Annotated in this window: 7 protein-coding genes; 3 read left to right on the forward strand and 4 right to left on the reverse strand. The window is 45.6% G+C overall.

Going from position 1 to position 20,311, the window contains the following annotated elements:
- Positions 1 to 117 precede the first annotated feature (117 nt).
- Positions 118 to 9,552 carry a retention module-containing protein gene (locus NB504_RS10120; RefSeq protein ID WP_258428808.1) on the forward strand — a complete coding sequence of 3,145 codons (9,435 nt, stop codon included), beginning with the start codon at positions 118 to 120 and terminating at the stop codon, positions 9,550 to 9,552.
- Between the two features lie 127 nt (positions 9,553 to 9,679).
- On the opposite strand, the gene NB504_RS10125 is transcribed toward NB504_RS10120, so the two are convergent.
- The 3 genes from NB504_RS10125 to NB504_RS10135 all read right to left on the reverse strand — a co-directional run bounded on the left by NB504_RS10125 (position 9,680) and on the right by NB504_RS10135 (position 12,875).
- Positions 9,680 to 11,008: an anaerobic C4-dicarboxylate transporter gene (locus NB504_RS10125; protein ID WP_013868401.1), complete on the reverse strand. Its 1,329-nt coding sequence runs from the start codon at positions 11,006 to 11,008 to the stop codon at positions 9,680 to 9,682.
- Between the two features lie 280 nt (positions 11,009 to 11,288).
- Entirely contained in the window at positions 11,289 to 11,738 is a 450-nt protein-coding gene (locus NB504_RS10130; RefSeq protein WP_013868402.1) for a GNAT family N-acetyltransferase, read from the reverse strand.
- A 42-nt stretch (positions 11,739 to 11,780) separates the two neighbouring features.
- Positions 11,781 to 12,875, reverse strand: a complete 1,095-nt coding sequence (locus NB504_RS10135; protein ID WP_258428810.1) for a two-component system response regulator — start codon at positions 12,873 to 12,875, stop codon at positions 11,781 to 11,783.
- A gap of 123 nt (positions 12,876 to 12,998) precedes the next feature.
- Between NB504_RS10135 and NB504_RS10140 the strand changes: the two genes are divergently transcribed.
- Together NB504_RS10140 and NB504_RS10145 are read left to right on the forward strand one after the other, a co-directional pair.
- Positions 12,999 to 16,967: a response regulator gene (locus NB504_RS10140; protein ID WP_258428812.1), complete on the forward strand. Its 3,969-nt coding sequence runs from the start codon at positions 12,999 to 13,001 to the stop codon at positions 16,965 to 16,967.
- Positions 16,968 to 17,106: 139 nt separating this feature from the next.
- The gene (locus tag NB504_RS10145) at positions 17,107 to 18,843 is read left to right on the forward strand and encodes a methyl-accepting chemotaxis protein (RefSeq protein ID WP_047688716.1); all 1,737 of its coding nucleotides are present in this window, start codon (positions 17,107 to 17,109) and stop codon (positions 18,841 to 18,843) included.
- Positions 18,844 to 18,972: 129 nt separating this feature from the next.
- On the opposite strand, the gene yjeH is transcribed toward NB504_RS10145, so the two are convergent.
- Positions 18,973 to 20,250 (reverse strand): L-methionine/branched-chain amino acid transporter, encoded by a 1,278-nt coding sequence (yjeH, locus tag NB504_RS10150; protein WP_405054809.1) that lies wholly within the window; start codon positions 20,248 to 20,250, stop codon positions 18,973 to 18,975.
- Positions 20,251 to 20,311: the final 61 nt, after the last annotated feature.

Consider the following 20,311-nt stretch of genomic DNA (forward strand, 5'->3'; position numbering starts at 1 on the left):
ATGCTCAGTGATGTAATTTACATAAATATAAATTTGCATAATCAATTGCGACTAAAATAACAGTTGTCTATTGCTCGTTTTCTGAATCGATTTGCTAAAGAAGTATCTGGGGGCTCTATGGATTTACATGTGGTTGTTCAACCTGCGTTAGTACAAGAAGTGGTTGGTGATGTTATCGCAGCAGATGCCAAAGGTAATGCGCGTAAAGTAAGCGCGGGTGATCAATTAAATAAAGATGAAATCTTAATCACAGTGAATCATTCGTCGGTGACGATACTGTTTAATGGCCAAGCTACCGTAGTCGATCAGAATTGTATTACTTGTTTTAGCAATGCGTCACCAGATTCTGAGAGCTCAGTTGACTTAGTTCAATTTCCGATTGAAGGCGAGATCAACGCTGATCTGAGCTTATTAGACGAGGTGAGTTTTGACGCAGATAATATTGCTGCCATCCAACAAGCCATTTTAGATGGCCAAGACCCGACCCAAATACTTGAAGCAACCGCCGCCGGAGCCGGTGGTGAAGGCTCTGCAAATGCTGGCTTCATCACCATTGATTACAATTTTGCAGAAGTATTGGCGAGTACGTTTTTCGAAACTGCAGGGCGTGATGCTCAGCAATCATTGACTGAAACGAATTTGAGTCCGTTGCGTTTTACCGCTGGGGGTGAATCATTATCAGCGGCATTAGTTGAAGGTTCGCTCTCACTAAGTTCGTATCCACAATCAGTGACGGCAAATGTTTTAATCGCGGCGGGAGATCTGCCACTGGATGCCGCCTCTTTTGTCCCTGAATCCCTTTCATTAGCTGCGCTATTGTCAGAGCTGAATAGCGATATTACTTCGGCTGGGCGATCAGTAAGCTTTCGTTATGATGCTACGGCTAACCATATTGTCGGTGAACTTGACGGCAGTGAAGTGCTACGGATTGATTTAGTGGCGACGTCTGTCGGTAAAGACATCAACTTAGAGATAGTGACGACCATTAGTCAACCGATTGACCATGTTCCCTCCGTGGGAGGTGGCTTAGTTTCTTTTGCTAATGATCAAATTGCGATTCAATTCGATGTGACCGGTTCTGATGCGGGTGGAAATCCTATTCGCTCGCCGATTTCTATCGCAATCAGTATTGGTGATGGTAATAATCCTGTTATGTCCGATGAACCGTCGACGTCCGTTTATGAGGATAATTTGGCGAATATCGGTTCGGATGCCAGTGCTTCACAGACGATTACCGTTTCAGGACAGTTTGATACCCAATTGGGTTCTGATCAAATTGAAAGCTATCAGTTGGATTTAAGTGCTAACCCGTTGGCTGGGTTAACCTCGGCTGGTGTCGCGGTGCAATTGGCCTCTTCCTCGTCATTGAACGGGGTTTATACCTATCAGGCGAGCGCCAATGGCCAGCCTATTTTTGAGTTGATATTAAACCCAGACGGTCGTTACCAGTTTACGTTACAAGGCGCGCTGGATCATCCAGTCAATAGTGATGAGTTATTACTCAACCTTTCGGTATTAGCAACCGATTATGATGGTGATAGCTCTGAAAGTGTGCGTTTACCAATCAACATTATTGACGATAAACCTGAAATCATTGGTGTGGATGCGCTCAGCGTTGACGAAGACGATTTAGCGTCAGGCTCAGACAGCAGCAAAGAGCCGTTGTTCGCCGAAGGCTATTTCACCACTACCCAAGGGGCCGATACGGTAGCGAGTTATCAGCTTGATACCAGCATCAACCCCATCGCTGGGTTAACCTCGCAAGGTGAAAGTGTGGTATTGGGCGCGGCGACAGTTGATGCCAACGGTAACTACCTCTATCAAGCAAGTACTACCCCAAGCGGTCAGACGGTATTTAGCTTAGTGCTTAACGCAGATGGCAGTTATCGTTTTACCTTACAAGGGCCAATTGACCATGCGCAGGGGAGCGATGAGCTACTGGTGAATTTCAAGGTGGTTGCAACTGACTATGATGGCGACAGCGCCAACATTCTGCTGCCTGTCACCATTCATGATGATCAGCCAATCATCGCGAGCGTGCAAGCGCTCAGCGTTGACGAAGACGATTTAGCGTCAGGCTCAGACAGCAGCAAAGAGCCGTTGTTTGCCGAGGGCGTTTTTACTACTCAAAGCGCGGATAAGGTGGTGAGCTATCAGTTGGATACCAGCAGTAACCCGCTTGCAGGCCTAACTTCGCAAGGTGAAGCGGTGAGTTTGGGCGCGGCGACAATCGATGCCGACGGCAACTACCACTATCAAGCTAGCGCTGCACCGAGCAGCAATGCAGTGTTTAGTTTGGTGCTCAATGCGGATGGTAGCTATCGTTTTACCCTGCAAGGTCCGATTGACCATGCGCAGGGGAGCGATGAGCTGCTGGTAAATTTCAAGGTAGTGACAACCGATTATGATGGCGACAGCGCCAACATTTTGTTGCCCGTCACCATCCATGATGATCAGCCAATCATCACCGGAGTGCAAGCGCTCAGTGTTGGCGAAGACGATTTAACGTCAGGCTCAGACAGCAGCAAAGAGTCGCTGTTCGCTGAGGGAATGTTTACCACTCAAAGCGCCGATAAGGTGGTGAGCTATCAGTTGGATACCAGCAGTAACCCGCTTGCGGGCTTAACCTCGCAAGGCGAAGCGGTGATCTTGGGCGCGGCGACAATCGATGCCAATGGTAACTACCACTACCAAGCCAGCACCACACCCAGTGGCAATGCGGTGTTTAGCTTAGTGCTTAACGCAGATGGCAGTTATCGTTTTACTTTGCAAGGTCCGATTGATCACGCCGCAGGCAGCGATGAGCGACTGGTGAATTTCAACGTGGTGGCGACGGACTATGATGGCGATGCCGCTGATATTCTACTGCCTGTCACTATTGTTGATGACAAGCCAACGATTGTCGGCATTCGCGCCGGTAGCGAACAGAGCGTGGATGAAGATGACTTAGCCACGATTGGTTCTGATCGTTCAGACAGCACCGTTATTGCTGGACATTTTGATGTGATTGACGGTGCCGATGGTATTGTCAGTTATCAATTATCGGATCTTGTAACGCCTGTCGAGAATTTAACGTCTGGTGGTCAAGAGATAGAGATCATCCAAATTTCAAGCAGTAATGGTGTCACTGTTTATGAGGCGGTGATTAAGAATACGATGGACGTGGTTTTTCGTCTCACGTTAAATGGCTCGGCCGATAGTTACCAATTTGAACTGCTTAAAGCCATCGACCACCCTACTGCTGCTGGCGAAAATCTCTTTATTTTAGATCTTCCGATTACTGCAACTGATAGAGATGGCGATGTTTCAGCGTCAGTGAGTTTGCCAATATCGATTGTTGATGATATTCCAACTTTGCATGATAAAAGCATCACTAGTGTTGAAAATACGGCGATAAAAACAGTCAATTTATTTAGCCAAGACAACAATACCTCACCGGATACTCAAGGTGCAGATCATGGTGCGATCACTAAATTTATGGCCGTTGATGAAGTGGGTCGTGATATTCAATTTAGGGATGGCAATGGCGCAAGCTTAGCGAATGAAATTGAACTTAACGGCATCACAAAAACGGTCACAGTTGTCGAAATAAAAAATGGTGTTGAGCGCGACTTAGGCACACTGACGATTACGCCTAACGGTAACGCGACATTTAAACCAGTTGCTAGCCTTGAACATGGTGATGATCCGACCATTTCATTTACTGTCGATGTCACTGCGCAAGACTTTGATGGCGATGCCTCAACCGAACAGTTGAACATCAATATTCTTGATAGAAATGCCACTATCACAGTTGCTAATGTTATTGGCGCTGAAGATGCTGGACGCGATGGCGTCACTATTTTGTTTAACGACCCCAATCAAATCACTAATAGCCAAGATAACCAGTCGGGTTTAGATACTTCACCACTTAAAGTGGATTTGCGAGTCAACCTGCACGATTTAGATCGAAACGAATCGCTTGGCGAAGTGAAAATCACGGCCAGTAATGCTCATGGTGATTTTTATTATCTCAACGACTCTGGTGTCTATGTCAAACTAGAGGTCGTCAGTGGACGGTTTGTACTACCGGCTGATGCGGTTGAGCAAAGCTTAACAGGCAGTGTTGCTAATATTGAAAACTTGTATTTTGTGCCTGACCGTCACTATGCCAGCGCTAACGGTGGCTTCCAACTCAATATTACTGTGCAGGTTTTGAATAATGGCCTGCATGATCATAATGTGAACGGGAAATTGCGCATTGAGGTGGAAAGTGTGGCCGATATTGCGACTTGGACCTCAAGCAGCCAATTTCATTATGATGCAGTAGAAGATAGTGACAATATTACTCTCGATGTTTTAGCGCAGACACAAGATAACAGTACCCCCGAAACAATCCTGTATGAGATCCGCTTTACTCAAGGTGAAGGTGAGGCGCAGCTAGTTTATGCCGATGGTACGCCGGTTGTAATGAGCTCGGATGCTTCAGGTCACTATTATCTTGTTAGTACGAGTAACATTAACCAAGTACAAGTTGACCCCAATGATAATTTCAGTGGTCAGATCAAACTTGATATCACAGCGATCACGACCGAGCAAAATAACGCTCACGTTGGTAAAGAGAGCGCCCGATCAGAAACGAAAGAAATCGTGATAGATGTTAGCCCTGTTGCCGATATGGGTAGCTTCTCTGTCAATCGAATCAATGTTTTTGAAGATAATGCCGCTACGCAAAATACCGTTGACCCCACCACAGATCACGATCCCTTGTTATTAAGTGAAGTCATTACGATGGCCGGATCCGTTGATTCTGATGGTTCAGAAACACTCTATGTGCGTCTCTCTGATTTTTCAGAAACAGGTGTCACACTGATTTGGTTGGGAGCTGGAGCCAGCGAAATATCCCAAATAACCGATGCCAATGGTCATACTTATTATGAAGTTCCTGAACAATATCTTGACCAAGTTGAAGTGCTACCCCCGTTACATAGTAACGCTGATTTTACCTTCTCTGTTGAAGGGATTATTAAAGATGTGGTCAATCTTTCTACGGGTGCGGTGGCAGATGAAATATCGTTAGGTGCTAAGACGGTTAATGTTTCAGTTAAGGGCGTAGCAGACATTCCAACCATTGATTTTCACTCAAACAGTACTAACACTTGGAATGAATTTAGTGAAAATGGTCTGCAAGTGATTGAAACGACGATTGATGAAAATCAATCCGTTGGCTTTGGCTTTAGTGTGTTATCCGGTGAGCTTGCGGATAATCCAGCGGACAGCTCTGAGTCGATCACCGTTTTACTGTCGAACATTCCAGATGGTGTCAAACTGTATGACAGTGTTGGTAGCGTGATTAACTTGGTATTTGTTGGTTACGATACTGCGCAGCAACCTATTTATCAGGCGAATCTAACTTCAGCGCAGGTTGATTCAGGTATTCGAGTTGAGCCATCTCATTCATCGACCGAAAACATCAACATCAAAATGACCACCATCGTTACTGAAAATGATGGACATACGCGTCAAATTGAGTCGGAAATTCGCATTAAGGTGTCACCAGTGATTGATGTTGTTGACAACTATCAATCACACTCGCTTGGTAACGAGGACAGCCGCATTAATATTCATTGGCAGCCAGAAGAGGAACAACATCTTGATGCTGATGAATATTTTGCCTCTGTTACACTTTCTGGCTTCCCAGCTGGTAGTACTATTTACGTCGATGGTGTTGTCACGGCCTTAGACAGTGACGGCAAGCTCATTTTGACCCCCGCACTGGGACAGAGCGAGCAAGATTTCTCAGCGCAAGTGCTGACAACTGGTTACGTTCAAGTTCGGCCACCAGAGCACTCCAGTACTGATTTTACCTTGAGCACTGAGATTGTGGTTAAAGAGCAAGACAACGAATACGTCGATGCAATCAATTCTGGAGAAGGTATTGCTTCGAAAGTCATTCACGGCTCTGTTGATATCACGGTAAGGCCGATAGTTGAAGCTGATGGACAACTGCGTGTTGAAGAAAACGGCGTAGTTACAAATAAAGCTGTCGCAGATGCCTCTGGTGCGATCTATTTTACTATTAATGATGCGGCCGGCGGCGAGCCTAATGCGAACGTTATACGCTTTGATAATGCAGACACTCAATCGACAGAAGGTTACCAATCATTAGAAGTGGTCGACCAACTGGTGGTGCGTTTTAGCAATATTACGCCACAGGTACTTGATCAACTACTGATTACTGGTGCCATTAATAATGGGGATGGTTCATGGACCATTGTTGATGAGCAGAATTTCAGTGTAAAAGCGCCGAATGGCCTGACATTGAGTAGTGGTAACGATCCTGATGGTGATGGTTATAACGACATCACTGTGACCATTTTTGCCCAAGTGTATGACCAAGGGGAAGATAGCTCTGAAGCCAAAGTGGTTCAACAAGTGCAATCAGAGCTCACCTTACAATTTCCGCTCACGGTTACGGGCAACAACACGGTAGCGGCTGACATTACTTTAGCTGGCAATGCGGATGATATTGTATTAGGCATCGAAGATAACGCCATTAATTTAGGTCAGCAAATTCAAGATAAATTGATGGTGAGCGCTTCAGGTTTTGATGGTGTAGAAGATGAGCTCAGTATTGTTATCGCGCAAAGTGTCCTGCCAGCGGGCGCAAGTTTATCTGGTGGTCATTTTGATTTCGTTGATGGCTTGTATGTATACAAAGGTACCGTGAATACCGATGGCTCGATTTCAGGGTTAGAAAATCTGCATCTGCATCTGCCCGAAGATTACTCTGGCGACTTTAATTTGCCGATCACTTTTGTGACGACAGACATGGCTTCTGGTGATGAAAAAACCCTCAGTACGCAAATCCCAGTGGCAGTTTCTCCGGTAGCCGATGTTCCCGGAACGCATCAACCGCAAGATGATAACATTAACCCTAAAGCGACATTGACTGTGGAAGGTTCGCTTGGGTTAGATGCAAATCATCAGCCGACTTCAAGCTCGTCCGACGTTCCGACCAATGACGGCATCGGGTATGAAGATGGTATTATTCATCTTTCGCTCGACATTGACCTTGCTGATATTCGCAATAGCGCCACGGAAGGACAAGAGGTGCTGAGCGAAGTCACCTTAACCCTACAAGGAACCAATATCGGAACCTTTGTTGATGCGCAAGGCCATGATCTCGGTACCAGTATCACTTTTAGTCAGCCTCAGCTACCTGCGGCATTAGACAATGTTTATTTCAAACCCGCACCCAATTATCCGACTGGCGATGATGATGATACCGTCAACATTACCGTGGCGGGGAAAGTGACTGATATCACGCAATTTGATGATACCAATGCCAATGCGTTGGGTGTGGCTAATACTGATGCTGATAAACCATTTACCACACAAGTAAGTTTTGATGTGACGCCAGTGGTAGACGACGTCATTATTTCCAGTGGTGGTAGCAGCAATATTGAAGTGAGCGGTCTGGAAGATGAGTGGATTGTCCTTTCTAAACCGGGTTCCGAATTTACCGTTGATCTGACCGATACAGATGGCTCTGAGGTATTTGTGTCGATCAAGCTTACTGGGGTGCCGACGGATTTTGTCGTGAGTTCTCTCTCTTCTGACTATACCGTGAAAAATAATGGTGGTGGTGAGTGGAGCATTCAGATTAACAACCCAGCACAAACCTCGATCAATTTATCCGATATTGCGATGAAACCTGCGAAGAACTTTAGTGGCGAAGTTGAAATTGGTATTAAGGTCTTCACCGAAGAATCCTTACTCGGTGTGCCAGTAGAGCATAACGGCAGCTTTAGATTAGATATTACGCCCGTTGGGGATGTGGTGGATGTTGAACCAGTGACTAACGGCGCTGGCGATGAAGGCGTTGACATTGAAATTGATATCAACGCGCAAATTATCGATAAAGCCGATTCCATTGCAGCTGGTACGAACCATAGTGAAAACTCACCAGAAACGTTGAGAATTGAAGTTTCTGGAGTGCCAGATGGAGCAAGTATTGCATTGCCTGATGGCACGCTGGGGACTTACATCGGTGGTGGAGTATGGCTGTTGAATGCCGATGCGCAAAGCTTAGATAAACTGATTTTTAATTCTGGTGATTGGCATAAGGACACTTGGGCGGGAGATCTGACGATTAAAGTACAGTCGGTCGATACAGGGCTGGACGGTACTGAACATTTGGGGCCTGCGCGTGAGTTTACTGTTTCAGTTGATGTTCAGGCGGTCAATGATGCGCCCACCATTGATAGTGCTACGGTCACCACAACGATTGATGAAGAGGCGGGGCAAAAAGTTACCGGCTTGAGTGTGAGTGATGTCGATTATGCAGGCTCACATGCCAACGACCCCATGACGGTGATTTTGAGCGTGAGCGAAGGTTTGCTCAGTGCCGTGATCCCCGCGTTAAGTTCTGTCACGCAGAGCACCAATTTGGCTGGAGAACTCGTCCTACAAGGCACGTTATCGGATATCAACGCACTACTTAATAGCAGCGATCCCGCCAGTGGCGTTTTTGTTGATGCCACCGCGATTGGTAGTGACCATATTGATCTGACAATTAAGGCCAATGATGGTGGTGTTTATGCCGACAATGTTTCTGGTATGGCGCTAGAAGAGACAGAAACCGTCAGTATTGCGGTGACGCCCAAAGCCAATACGCCGATATTAACCCTTGATCCGAGCTTTAATTATATGAAGCAGACGTATGTTAGCCAAAGTATCAGCGCTCAAGGTATTGCATTGCTGGGGTTAATCGCGGCATTAACGGATAGCCATGAAGTGTTGTCATTGGAGATCGACAGTCTGCCAAGTGGCGCTACGCTTTCTAGTAGCTCGGGCAGTGTGACTGAGCAAAACGGAGTGTGGATTGTTTCCGCTGATGCTATCGACGGATTACAGGTTAGTGGGCTCGATTTAGGGCAACACACTCTGTCGGTAGCGGCTATCTCAACAGAAACGGATGGTAGCCGTGCAGCCTCTGCATCAATTGATATTGCGATTGAAGTATTGCCTGACGGTAGCACGATTGATCAATCAACGAACGGGGATGATGCGCAATTGCTCGCCGGTAATGTTGGAGCGCAGTTGCTAGGTGGCAGTGGTCATGATCACCTTGAAGGTGGCGATGGTGATGACTCCTTAGTGGGTGGTGGCGGAAATGATATCTTGATTGGCGGGCTTGGTGCCGACATCTTAACCGGGGGAAGTGGCGCTGACATATTTAAATGGACGCTCGATACTGTTGATGAGCAAATCGACACTATCACTGATTTCAACGCTGGTGAAGGTGATGTGATCGATCTCACTGATGTTGTGGCCGATTTACATTTGCCCATGGATCAACTGCTCGTTTCGCTACACACTTCTCATCAGATAGAAGCGAAAGTGATGACCAACACGACGGATGTGGAATTGGAAATTCTGACGGACAATAACGTACATCAAACCATTGTGGTGCAAGATCTTGCCAGCCAATTCAATTTTGATGGCATGGCGTCGATTGACATTGTTGGCTTCTTATTGGACAACAACATTATCAAGCATGACGTTTAAATAAAGAAAAGAGCAGTTAAATAAAGAAAAAGTGCACCCAACGGCTTCAGGCTCAGTTGGGTGCACTTTTTTATTTAGCAGTAAACACACCCCAGCGCTGTATCAGTCTGGGGGCATTTACAGTGGGTTAACCAATGATGATTTGGCTCAGCACATAACCTAAACAGCACGCACTCACGACGCCAATTAAACCGACGGACATGAACGAGTGGTTGAAGTAGTACTTACCGATTTTGGTGGTTCCTGTGGTATCAAAGTTGACCGTTGCAATATCTGACGGATAGTTTGGAATGAAGAAGTATCCGTACAATGCGGGCATTAAGCCTACTAGTAGCGCAGGTTCTAAACCTAGCCCGAGGCCTACAGGTAACATCATCACCGCTACTGCGGCTTGTGAGTTCACCACAACAGAAACAATGAATAGTGCAAGCGCGAAGGTCCAGTGATGGTCGGTAACCATCTCAACAATGCCTGATTTAAACTGAGGCATCGCGTATTGAAAATAGGTATCCGACATCCAAGCGATACCGAAGATGGCAATTGCCGCCACCATACCTGATTTGAATACCACACCGTTTGGTACATCTCGTGGGTCGGTTTTGGTTGCCAGTAAAATGATACCGCCAAAGCAGAGCATCATCATCTGGATAACCACCGCCATACTGATCGGTTTACTGCCTTCAACAATAGTGCGTGTTTCTGGCACCATCGCTAGCACGACTATGGTTAATATCGCACCAATGAAAATCAACACAGAATTACGCGCTGCCGCGGGTAACGTTTCATTCAGCGTTGTCGCGGTTGTGTTTAGGATTTTCTCTTTCCACACTGGATCTTGCAGACGTTCTTGATACTCAGGATCATCATCTAGTTCTTTCCCGCGGCGCAAGCTGTACAAAGACATCAACAGCGTACCGAATAAGGTCGCAGGTACAGTGACCAGCAAAATAGAGAGCAAGGTGATCTCGTGTTGAATATTCGACAATTGAGCAAGGTAGTAGACAACGGCCGCTGAGATTGGGGAAGCGGTAATCGCGATTTGCGAAGCAACAGAAGACGCAGCCATTGGACGTTCAGGACGGATCCCATTTTTCAATGCCACATCACCAATGATCGGCATGATGGAATATACCGCATGGCCAGTACCCAGCATAAACGTCATTGCGTAAGTGACGAACGGTGCAATCAAAGTGACATTTTTCGGGTTCTTACGCAGTAAACGTTCTGCCACTTGCAGCATGTATTTCAATCCGCCAGCCGCTTCGAGTATTGAAGCACAGGTGACAACGGCAAGAATGATCAACATGACGGTGATCGGTGGTGATGTGGGTGGCATTTTGAAGACAAAAACTTCAATGACCAAGCCAATACCAGAAACCACACCAAGGCCAATACCACCGTAGCGTGAGCCTATATAGAGCATTAATAGCAGGAATAAAAATTCCAAATACAACATATCTGTTTCCTATCCAAAGGTGTTAATGAAAATATTGTCTAACGTAACGTTAAAAAAAGATGAAACCTTGTTCACACAACCATTTACCCTATAAATGAAACGACATTAATCAGAGATTGCTCACGCATTTTATTCAATAAGTAATGAATATGAATAAACAAATGTAACCATTTTGTTGTGCTACAGGTGGGCTGGCGTTAATGATGAAGCTTATTTTCTCGCCGCGTAGGCTGTTTGCCGATCGCTAACCTTAATTCAAGATAGCACAAAGGGTACTGAGCTATTGGCCTTTGGGCGTTGGAATGAAATGCATATGAGAAAACTCATCGTCCATTTGGTAGTGCGTAAACCCAAATCGCTGATACAAAGCACCGACGGGGCTACCTTGCAAATAACAGAGCTTACATGGGTATTGAGTCAGATTGGCTTGGTTGACGACCAGTTGTAACACTTGGCTACCCACCCCTCTATTTTGAAAATCTGGCAGAATAAAAAAGCGTGAGAAGTAGAGCGTTTCATGCTTGCTCTGCAGTAAATAAGTGCCAATCGGTTGGCCATCAGCGCAGATGATCGTTGGTAGACCAGAATGCCATTCTTGGCGATGCAGCACTTGCTGCAACTCTTCATCCCAGCCAAATATCGCCGTAATACCATCCATTTCTGCGACTTTTTTTAGATCAAAAGCAAATTGATAATCGCTGTCACTTGCGGGGCGAAAGGTTACCTTCATACGTTTATCTTTTTGTTTAATAATACGTTGCTTACCAAGATATCAATCGTCGGCGTATTCATGGGCAATCGAAATAAAGCGCTCTTCTATTGCCAAGAAGGCATCAATGACTTCAGGGTCAAAATGGCTTCCTCTTCCGTCCAAAATAATCCCTTTCGCATCGGCGTGAGGCATCGGCTCCTTATAGATGCGTCGGCAAATCAGAGCGTCATAAACATCAGCGACAGCCATTAACCGTGCGCTGAGCGGTATAGCATCACCTTGTAAACCGTTAGGATAGCCAGAGCCATCCCATTTTTCATGGTGCCCATGGGCGATCTCTTTCGCCATATCGATAAGGTCATTTTTCGCGCCTGACATCTTTTCCGCTTTTTCTAGCGCACGTAGCCCTAAGCTGGCATGGCCTTTCATGATCTCAAACTCATCACTGTCCAGTTTTCCTGGTTTTAATAGTATGTTGTCGGCGATGCCCACTTTACCAATATCGTGTAAAGGGGCGGCTTTAAAGTAGGTATTAATAACATTCGGCGTTAGCTTTTGTTGATATTTTGGCAGCTTAGCCAGTTGCTCGGCTAACGCTTTGACGTAATGTTGTGTTCGCAGGATATGGTTACCAGTATCTGGGTCTCTGGTTTCAGCGAGGCTGGCGAGAGCATACACGACCGCGTCTTGCATTTTATCCAATTCATTTGAACGTTTGATCACCTCTTTTTCCAAGTAGCCATTTTGGTTCTTCAGTATGTCTTTTGAAATTTTGTTTTGCAGGTGAGTATCTACTCTGGCTCTTAGCAACGGTACGCTTACGGGTTTGTATACATAGTCAACCGCACCTAACTCAAAGCCTAGTTTTTGATCTTCAGGGTTATCCTTTGCGGTCAGAAAAATCACAGGGATGTCTTGGGTGTTAGGGTTTACCATGATCTTTTGTATGACTTCAAAACCTGACATTTCCGGCATAACAATATCGAGCAACACTAGGTCAATAGAAAACTTGTCTAAGATACTGAGCGCCATCGGGCCTGATTTAGCGGCCTTGACATGATATCGGTTAGCCAACCCCTGTGACATAAATGCAAGGTTATCTGGCGAATCATCGACGATTAACACGGTACAATTGTCCAAGTTTTCGATGGGCATGAGTCTTTCCTAATAAAAAATAGCAATTGAGCGGCGAAGGTTGGGTTTAAGTCTAAACTTATCAATAACTATAGCTAATCTCAGCGTTAGTAGAGTGAGAAAATTATTAAGAAGGCGCTTCACATGCGATCCATCCGAACTTTATTCACCGTCTTATTTATTGCTATGGGATTATGTTCCATTGCGATGTTTAGTATCACAGACAAAGTAGCCGCTCTGAGAACTGAGAGCCGACAACTGAACGACGAACTTTACCGTTTCTATCGTCTGTCACAAGAGTTGAAGCAGAGCTCAGATCACTTAACCAAATTTGCCCGAGCCTACGCTTCGACTGGCGATGAAAAGTGGCTCAACCTTTTTAATTATGTGCTGAGCGTCAGAAATGGTTCTGTGCCTTTACCGAAAGGGAATGAGTACGAATTTTGGGATGTCGTTGCACAAAACAAACTACTTGCCCGCTCACTGGGTGGTGCACCAGACAACCCTTCGTTACTCGATAGAATGCGTCTTTCGGGCATTGAATCGGTGGAGTTTTTAGAGCTCAAAAATGCGCTTACTTTGTCTGATTCACTGGTGTCACTCGAAAGAGAAGCCTTCATGGCCATCAAAGGATGGAAAAAAAGTAGCCAAGGCGAATTTGTCGACACAGGTGAGCCGGATCTGGAATTGGCTCGGGCTATTCTCTATGGTGACCAATACTTCGCGGAAAAGGCGAAAATTATGCAGGCGATTGGTTCTGCGCATCAATCGATCATGCAACGCATGGAGCAAAACATTCAACGTGCCGATAGCGAAGCGCTGCGTTATGAATGGATAAACTTGGCGTTAGTATTAACCTTACTCAGCGTGATCATCGCCTCCTTTGTTCTGCTGTGGCGTCTTTACATCAATCCGTTAAGTCAGCTACTCAAAACGGTTGTGACTCAAGTCAAACGGGAAGATTACGCTTTTACGATCACTCAAACCGCCTATGCAGAGCTGCAACATTTTATCGACAGTTTGAATGTGGTGTTTCATCATATCGCTGAGCAGCTTAGCCAAAATACCTTGCTTAAAGATTTCAATATCATCCTGCGCAAAAACGATTCTACGGACCGTTTGTGTAATGAAGTTACGCAATTCTTACTGCATCAATTTCCTTTGGAAATGGTTGGCATGTACATCTATCAAGAGGGCGTATTAAAACGAGTGGCTGGGGTGGGTTATGGTGAGCATTCGGCCAGAGAATACACCGATCCATCATCGACGCAGCTCAGCGTGTTGCTCAGCGGTCAGCCCTATGCGATGAAAGCACTCGATGGCAACTGTCACATTGAATTTAACGGTGGCAAGTTAGTCATTAACGAAGTGTATTATTTGCCGCTGCACGTCAATCAGCATCCTGTCGCTTTACTAGAGCTGGGTACTATCGGGTCGTTGTCGAGTTTGCAATTTCAGTGGTTATCGCAAATGTTGGATGACTTATCGGTCAGTATTCAATTGAGCCAAAATCTTGAAATTCAGCGACGAGCCGAGCAGAAAGTACTCGAACAATCTCAACTGAATCAAGAGATCCTCGATGCGACGCCGAACCCCATGTATTGCTTGTCGGCCTCGGGTACGTATCTGACCATTAACGCTAAGTTTATGGATTTAGTTGGCCTGTCTGCCGAGCAAATTATCGGTAAATCGCCGCAAGATATCTTTCAAAATGAAACGGCGACCATTTTTGCCCAAGTACATAAAAGGCTTGGAGAGGAGCAGTCTTCGCAAGATTACGAATTGTCTCTCTATGACGCTTCACACCACAAAAGAGAGATGTTGGTATACGAAGCTTCTTTCCAAAATAATCGCGGTGAAGTCTCTGGAATTGTCGGAATTTTGCTTGATTTAACCGATCGCAAGCAGATGGAAGAGCAGTTAAGAGAAGCTAAAGAGACCGCGGATGCCATGAGCCAAGCCAAAGGCGATTTCCTTGCGAACATGAGCCACGAGATCCGTACACCAATGAATGCCATTTTGGGCATGGCCCATCTAGCACTCAATACCGAGCTCAATCCTACGCAACAAAAATACATTTCACGGATTAATGAATCGGCGAAAAACTTGCTTGGCATCATTAACGACATTTTGGATTTTTCCAAAATAGAGGCGGGCAAGCTGAATGTTGAGCACATTGATTTTAGCCTTGATGAGGTATTGGATAACCTCACCACCTTGATTTCGCTAAAAGCCCAAGAGAAAAACATCGAGTTTTTATTAGATATCGACCCACATATTCCTGTGGGCTTGGTGGGCGACCCGCTGCGTTTGGGGCAAGTCCTCGTTAACTTATGTGGCAATGCGGTGAAATTTACCGAACGAGGGGAGATCATCGTTTCGGCGCGAGTCGTGGGGCAAAACGACGCCAACGTGACCTTGAAGTTTACCGTTTCTGATACAGGTATTGGCATTGCTGAATCTAACGTAGCCACTCTATTCTCTGCATTTTCTCAAGCTGATAATAGCATTACTCGCCAATATGGAGGCACGGGCTTGGGGCTTAGCATCAGTAAACAGCTAGTCGGATTGATGGGTGGCGACATTCAAGTACGCAGTGAAGAAGGGTCAGGATCCACCTTTGAATTCACGGTTGAGTGTGGGCTGCAAGAAGCCAAAATGCGCGATATCGCTAAGCCACTCAGCGCTCTAGCAGGTAAACGTGCGTTGGTAGTCGATGATAATGACTCGGCACGCAATATTTTAATGACCTTGCTCAATGCGATGCATTTTGAAGCGAAGTCAGTCAGTAACGGTTTTGAGGCGCTCGATGAAATCCGCAATACGCATTTTGATATGCTGTTTATTGATTGGAATATGCCGGGTATGAATGGCATAGAGTTGCTGCAGAGAATGAAACCATTGGGTGTTTTTGATAACACCAAACGATTCCTCGTCACGGCTTACGGCCGAGAAATCTCCTTGGTGGGAGAAAACAGTAAATTAGTCGATGCCTTGATTGTGAAACCTGTGAACCCATCAAATCTCCTTGATGCCATTATGGACAGCTACGGCATCGAGCAATTAAGGCAGAGCCATGAGTATCTTGATCATGATACAAGGCCAACATTTATTGGGCAAAAAGTGCTTTTGGTAGAAGATAACGAAGTGAACCAAGAGGTGGCTTTCGGCCTGTTAGAAAGTACTCAATTGAGCATTGTTCTTGCTAATAATGGACAAGAAGCTTTGACGAAATTGCAGCAAGAAGCTTTTGATTTAGTGCTGATGGATATGCAGATGCCCATTATGGATGGTATCAGTGCGACGAAAGAGATCCGCCAACATGAGGAGTGGAAAACGCTACCGATTGTTGCAATGACCGCCAATGCGATGTCTTCAGATGTCGAGCACTGTTTAAATGCAGGTATGAATGATCATGTGGCGAAACCAATTGATGTACAGCGCTTGTACCACGTACTACGCAAATATTTAAAGGCGGATGAAACCACGCCAGTACCCTCTACGGTATTACCGAATCAAGTGAAACCGAGCACTGGCTACCCAGAATTGACGGGTATTGATGTGGAGCAAGCGATTTTCCGAATTGGTGGCAATGCGCAGCGATACTTTGAAATATTGGATCACTTCCTTGCCAGCCAGCAGCAAGAAATAGCCGCATTCCCTAAATTGATTGATAAGGGGCAGTGGGAAGAGGCAGAGCGAGTGATGCACACCCTAAAAGGTTCAGCGGCTAATCTAGGGATTGAGCCTATTGCGCAGCTAGCCAACGAGATGGAAGGGGTAGTACAGCGACATACGAAACCCGCCATTCAAGATCTCAACACGGTATCAAAGTTGATGTCTACTTTGTTGGATGAGCTAAGGGATTGGGAGCTGACACAATTACATCCGCAGCAAGAGCACCGTGATATTGCGTTGCTCTACCAACAATTAGTGCAATGTGTTGAAAACTACGATGCTGATGCGATTCATATGATCCACCAAATTAAACAATGCAATTTATGGTCTGACGAGCAAAAGAAAAGTTTGATGCATGCGATTGAAGATTTTGATTTTGAAGCGGCTAAAGAGGTATTGGCTCAGTTGCCAGTACCGACTGAAAAAATAAGTTGAAGTATGATGGTGCTTAAAATTGATGCAATAATTGTGGCGTAAAATTCGACACTTTGGCCATTCTCATCCTATGCTAAAAGCAATAATAACAATGAATAAACAGAAATAATTTCGTTGATAAATGAAGAAGGATACTTTTATGAATATCAACAACACCATGAAGCTCGTGTTTGCCGTGATCGGCATTGGTATTGTCATCAGTGTTGTGACGGTATTACAGCTCAATGGGCTAATGCAACAAGTTGATAATATGGCTCAAGTTCGTTACCAATCTTATCAAGCGGCCGATGAGCTTCGTCAAAGCTCTGATGACTTAACTCGGTTAGGCCGGACTTATGTGGTCAGTGGCGATGAAAAATACGAAAAAATGTACATGGATATTCTTGATATTCGTAATGGTAAGAAACCTCGCCCGCAGAACTACCACACGATATATTGGGACCTTGTGCTGCAATATGGACAAAAGCCTAAAGCAGACGGTAAGAATATCTCTCTCAACCAAATGATGACGGATCTTGGTTTTACTCAGCAAGAGTTTAGTTTGCTCAAAGAAGCTCAAGCTAATTCAGATGGCTTAGTGAACATGGAAGTCAAAGCGATGAATGCTGTTAAGGGGCTTTATCCTGATAGCAATGGCAACTACACCGTTAGAAAAGAGCCAGACCGTAATATGGCGATTTCTCTCTTACACAGTAATGAATACCATCAAGAGAAAGCCAAAATCATGGCTCCGATCGATAAGTTCTTTATTGAATTAGAAAATCGAACCAATAAACAATTCATGGATGCGGCGCAGAAAGTAAAAAGTACGGTATTGGTTGGAAATATCTCCTTAATTAGTGTTTTTATTATTGCCATTATTGGGTATGCCATTGTTAACCGAAAAGTAGTGAAGCCGATTGATACCATGGCTAAATTGCTACAACAAGTAGACAAAAATTCTGATTTGACTTTGCGAGTTGACGATAACAGTCACAACGAACTGGGTATAATCGGCGGCACCATTAATAAGGTGCTTGGTAGTTATGCCACCACCATTAGCAAAATAAACCAGGTAAACCACACCATTTCGGCCATCTCTGAAACGATAAGCGATGTCACCAAACAAAACGTCAAAGTGGCGAATCAGCAAAATCAAGAACTTGAAATGGCGGCGACGGCGATGGAAGAGATGACATCGGCGCTCTCTAGCGTGGCGGAAAGCACCACCATGGCAGAAGAGTATGCGGGCAGCGCGGAAAAAGAAGCCAGTACCAGTAAACAGGTCTTTGATAAAACGACCCATGAATTCGGTGAATTAGAGGGTGAATTTACCAAAACATCCGAGATCATCCAGCAACTTGCGAATGAGTCTAATAACGTTGGTAATGTGCTTGATGTGATTAAAGCGATTGCTGAACAAACCAACCTACTGGCGTTGAACGCGGCGATAGAGGCTGCTCGTGCGGGTGAGCAAGGTCGCGGTTTTGCGGTGGTAGCGGATGAAGTACGCTCACTTGCCCAACGAACTCAACAATCGACGGGTGAGATCGAGAGCATGATTTCGATGCTGCAAGAGAAAGCAGAACAATCGACCAAAACGATCCGGGTGAGTGCTGATAAAATGCAGTCAACGCGCTCTAATATGTCGGTGGCGAACGAAGCGCTTGGTACCATCCAAGGATCGGCGATTGAGATCCATAAATTGAATACGTCGATATCGGCTGCGACAGAAGAGCAATTGGCTGTGAGCGACGAAATTTCCAGCAATCTCAGTAACATTAAAGCCCTTTCGGGTGATATGAACGTTGCCATCAATCAACTCGGGCCTGTCGTTGTTGATTTGCAACGTAATGTCGATGAGTTAAATAGCGCGATTAAGCACATCCGCACTTAAATTTAATATCCTCTCCTTGCTATTTTTTAGGCTCTCTATACTGAGAGCCTTTTATTTCGGCAAAATTTTTTATTTGCAGAATGATGCCCACTTAAGTGGTCACGGCAATACCGCAAGGTAAGCGATAAGTTAAAGCTCTTGCTTCGGCTGACTTTTTCTTGCCAAACGTTGCCAAGGTAAAGAGAGCAAAATGAAGATAGTCAGAGCATACAGCATTGACCAGCCTAAGCAGATAAATACCGCAGTGCAGAGGATCAACGAAATCGCCGCCAACAGTTTGTTGATGCCACTGAGCAATTTATAAGCGGCGAACATCGCTAACAGATAAACTAAGACAAAGATTCCATTCGCAAGTTTTAGGAAAAATTCCAGATTGAGACCAGACCATTCACCAAGCAGGCAAGAAGCCATTAATACAACTCCAACAGCAATGGTTGCATTGGCTGGGACGCCGCGGATTGAAATTCTGGCGATTGCGCTTTCTGGTCGATATTGCCTTGCTTGTGCCCACACCATGCGAGATAAGCTTTGCGTGTATAAATTGATGCTCGCAAAGCATGCAAAAAAGCCGATAAGGCTTATCACCGTTGCCAAACTGCTACCAAAAATTTGTTCGCTCAGCCAAGGAATGGAGGTGCTATCAAATTCTGCGCTGCCATACGCACCAAATTTAAGGATGACCACCGAGCATGCCCAATAGGTGATTCCAGCCACAAAGCAGCCGACAATGATCGCGATCGGAAAATCGCGCTGTGGGTTTTTAAACTCTTCTCCCATATGAGCGAACGCTTCAATCCCGACGAAACACCAGAACATCACGCCGAGTGTGGCGCCAATCGGCCAAATACTGTCCGTGCTGAGTGCGGGCATGGTTAAATCTGCAGCGCCAACATCGCCTATCCAGAAAAAAGCACCAACTAATACGAAAATGCTCAGTGCAATAACGGTTTGTAACTGCCCGGAAGATTTGGTGCCCGCCAAATTGACCGCAATCAGCAACAGTACGGTTAATACTTGCGCCATCATCGCCGAGTTCAGTGGCGCAGGGAGGAGTTGTTGAGCAAAGCCTGCCGCCAATGCGACAGCGGCCGGAACGCCGACAGGGATCACGCTGACAAAAAGCCAAGCAACCGAGCGTTCCAACTTAGCGTTAAAAGCTTGGCGGACAAAGTAGGCGGTTCCGCCGGCGTTAGGGTAACGCTTACCCAGAGCGGCAAACGTCAGTGCAATCGGGCAAATCGCCACAAACAGCAGTAGCCATGCCCACAGTGAGAGCTCACCTGCAATACCAGCGGCAATCGCTGGGATCATAAATAACCCTGTTCCCATTAAAGTGGTGGAAAGTTGTCCAATACCAGACAGCAAGGTGATCTCTTGTTTTAACTTATTCACGGCTTCCGTTCCCAAATATCGTTCTGGCGGTTAGCATACGCTGAAGCGAAATAATATGCATCTATCTCAGTTTGCT

Source organism: Vibrio sp. RM-69-4 (genome assembly GCF_024743775.1).
GTDB lineage: Bacteria > Pseudomonadota > Gammaproteobacteria > Enterobacterales > Vibrionaceae > Vibrio > Vibrio anguillarum.

What these genes read in the sequence shown, in the direction of transcription:
- NB504_RS10120 (WP_258428808.1), top strand. Translation starts at nt 118, where the DNA reads ATGGATTTACATGTGGTTGTTCAACCTGCGTTAGTACAAGAAGTGGTT.
- NB504_RS10125 (WP_013868401.1), bottom strand. Translation starts at nt 11,008, where the DNA reads ATGTTGTATTTGGAATTTTTATTCCTGCTATTAATGCTCTATATAGGC.
- NB504_RS10135 (WP_258428810.1), bottom strand. Translation starts at nt 12,875, where the DNA reads ATGCCCATCGAAAACTTGGACAATTGTACCGTGTTAATCGTCGATGAT.
- NB504_RS10130 (WP_013868402.1), bottom strand. Translation starts at nt 11,738, where the DNA reads ATGAAGGTAACCTTTCGCCCCGCAAGTGACAGCGATTATCAATTTGCT.
- NB504_RS10145 (WP_047688716.1), top strand. Translation starts at nt 17,107, where the DNA reads ATGAATATCAACAACACCATGAAGCTCGTGTTTGCCGTGATCGGCATT.
- NB504_RS10140 (WP_258428812.1), top strand. Translation starts at nt 12,999, where the DNA reads ATGCGATCCATCCGAACTTTATTCACCGTCTTATTTATTGCTATGGGA.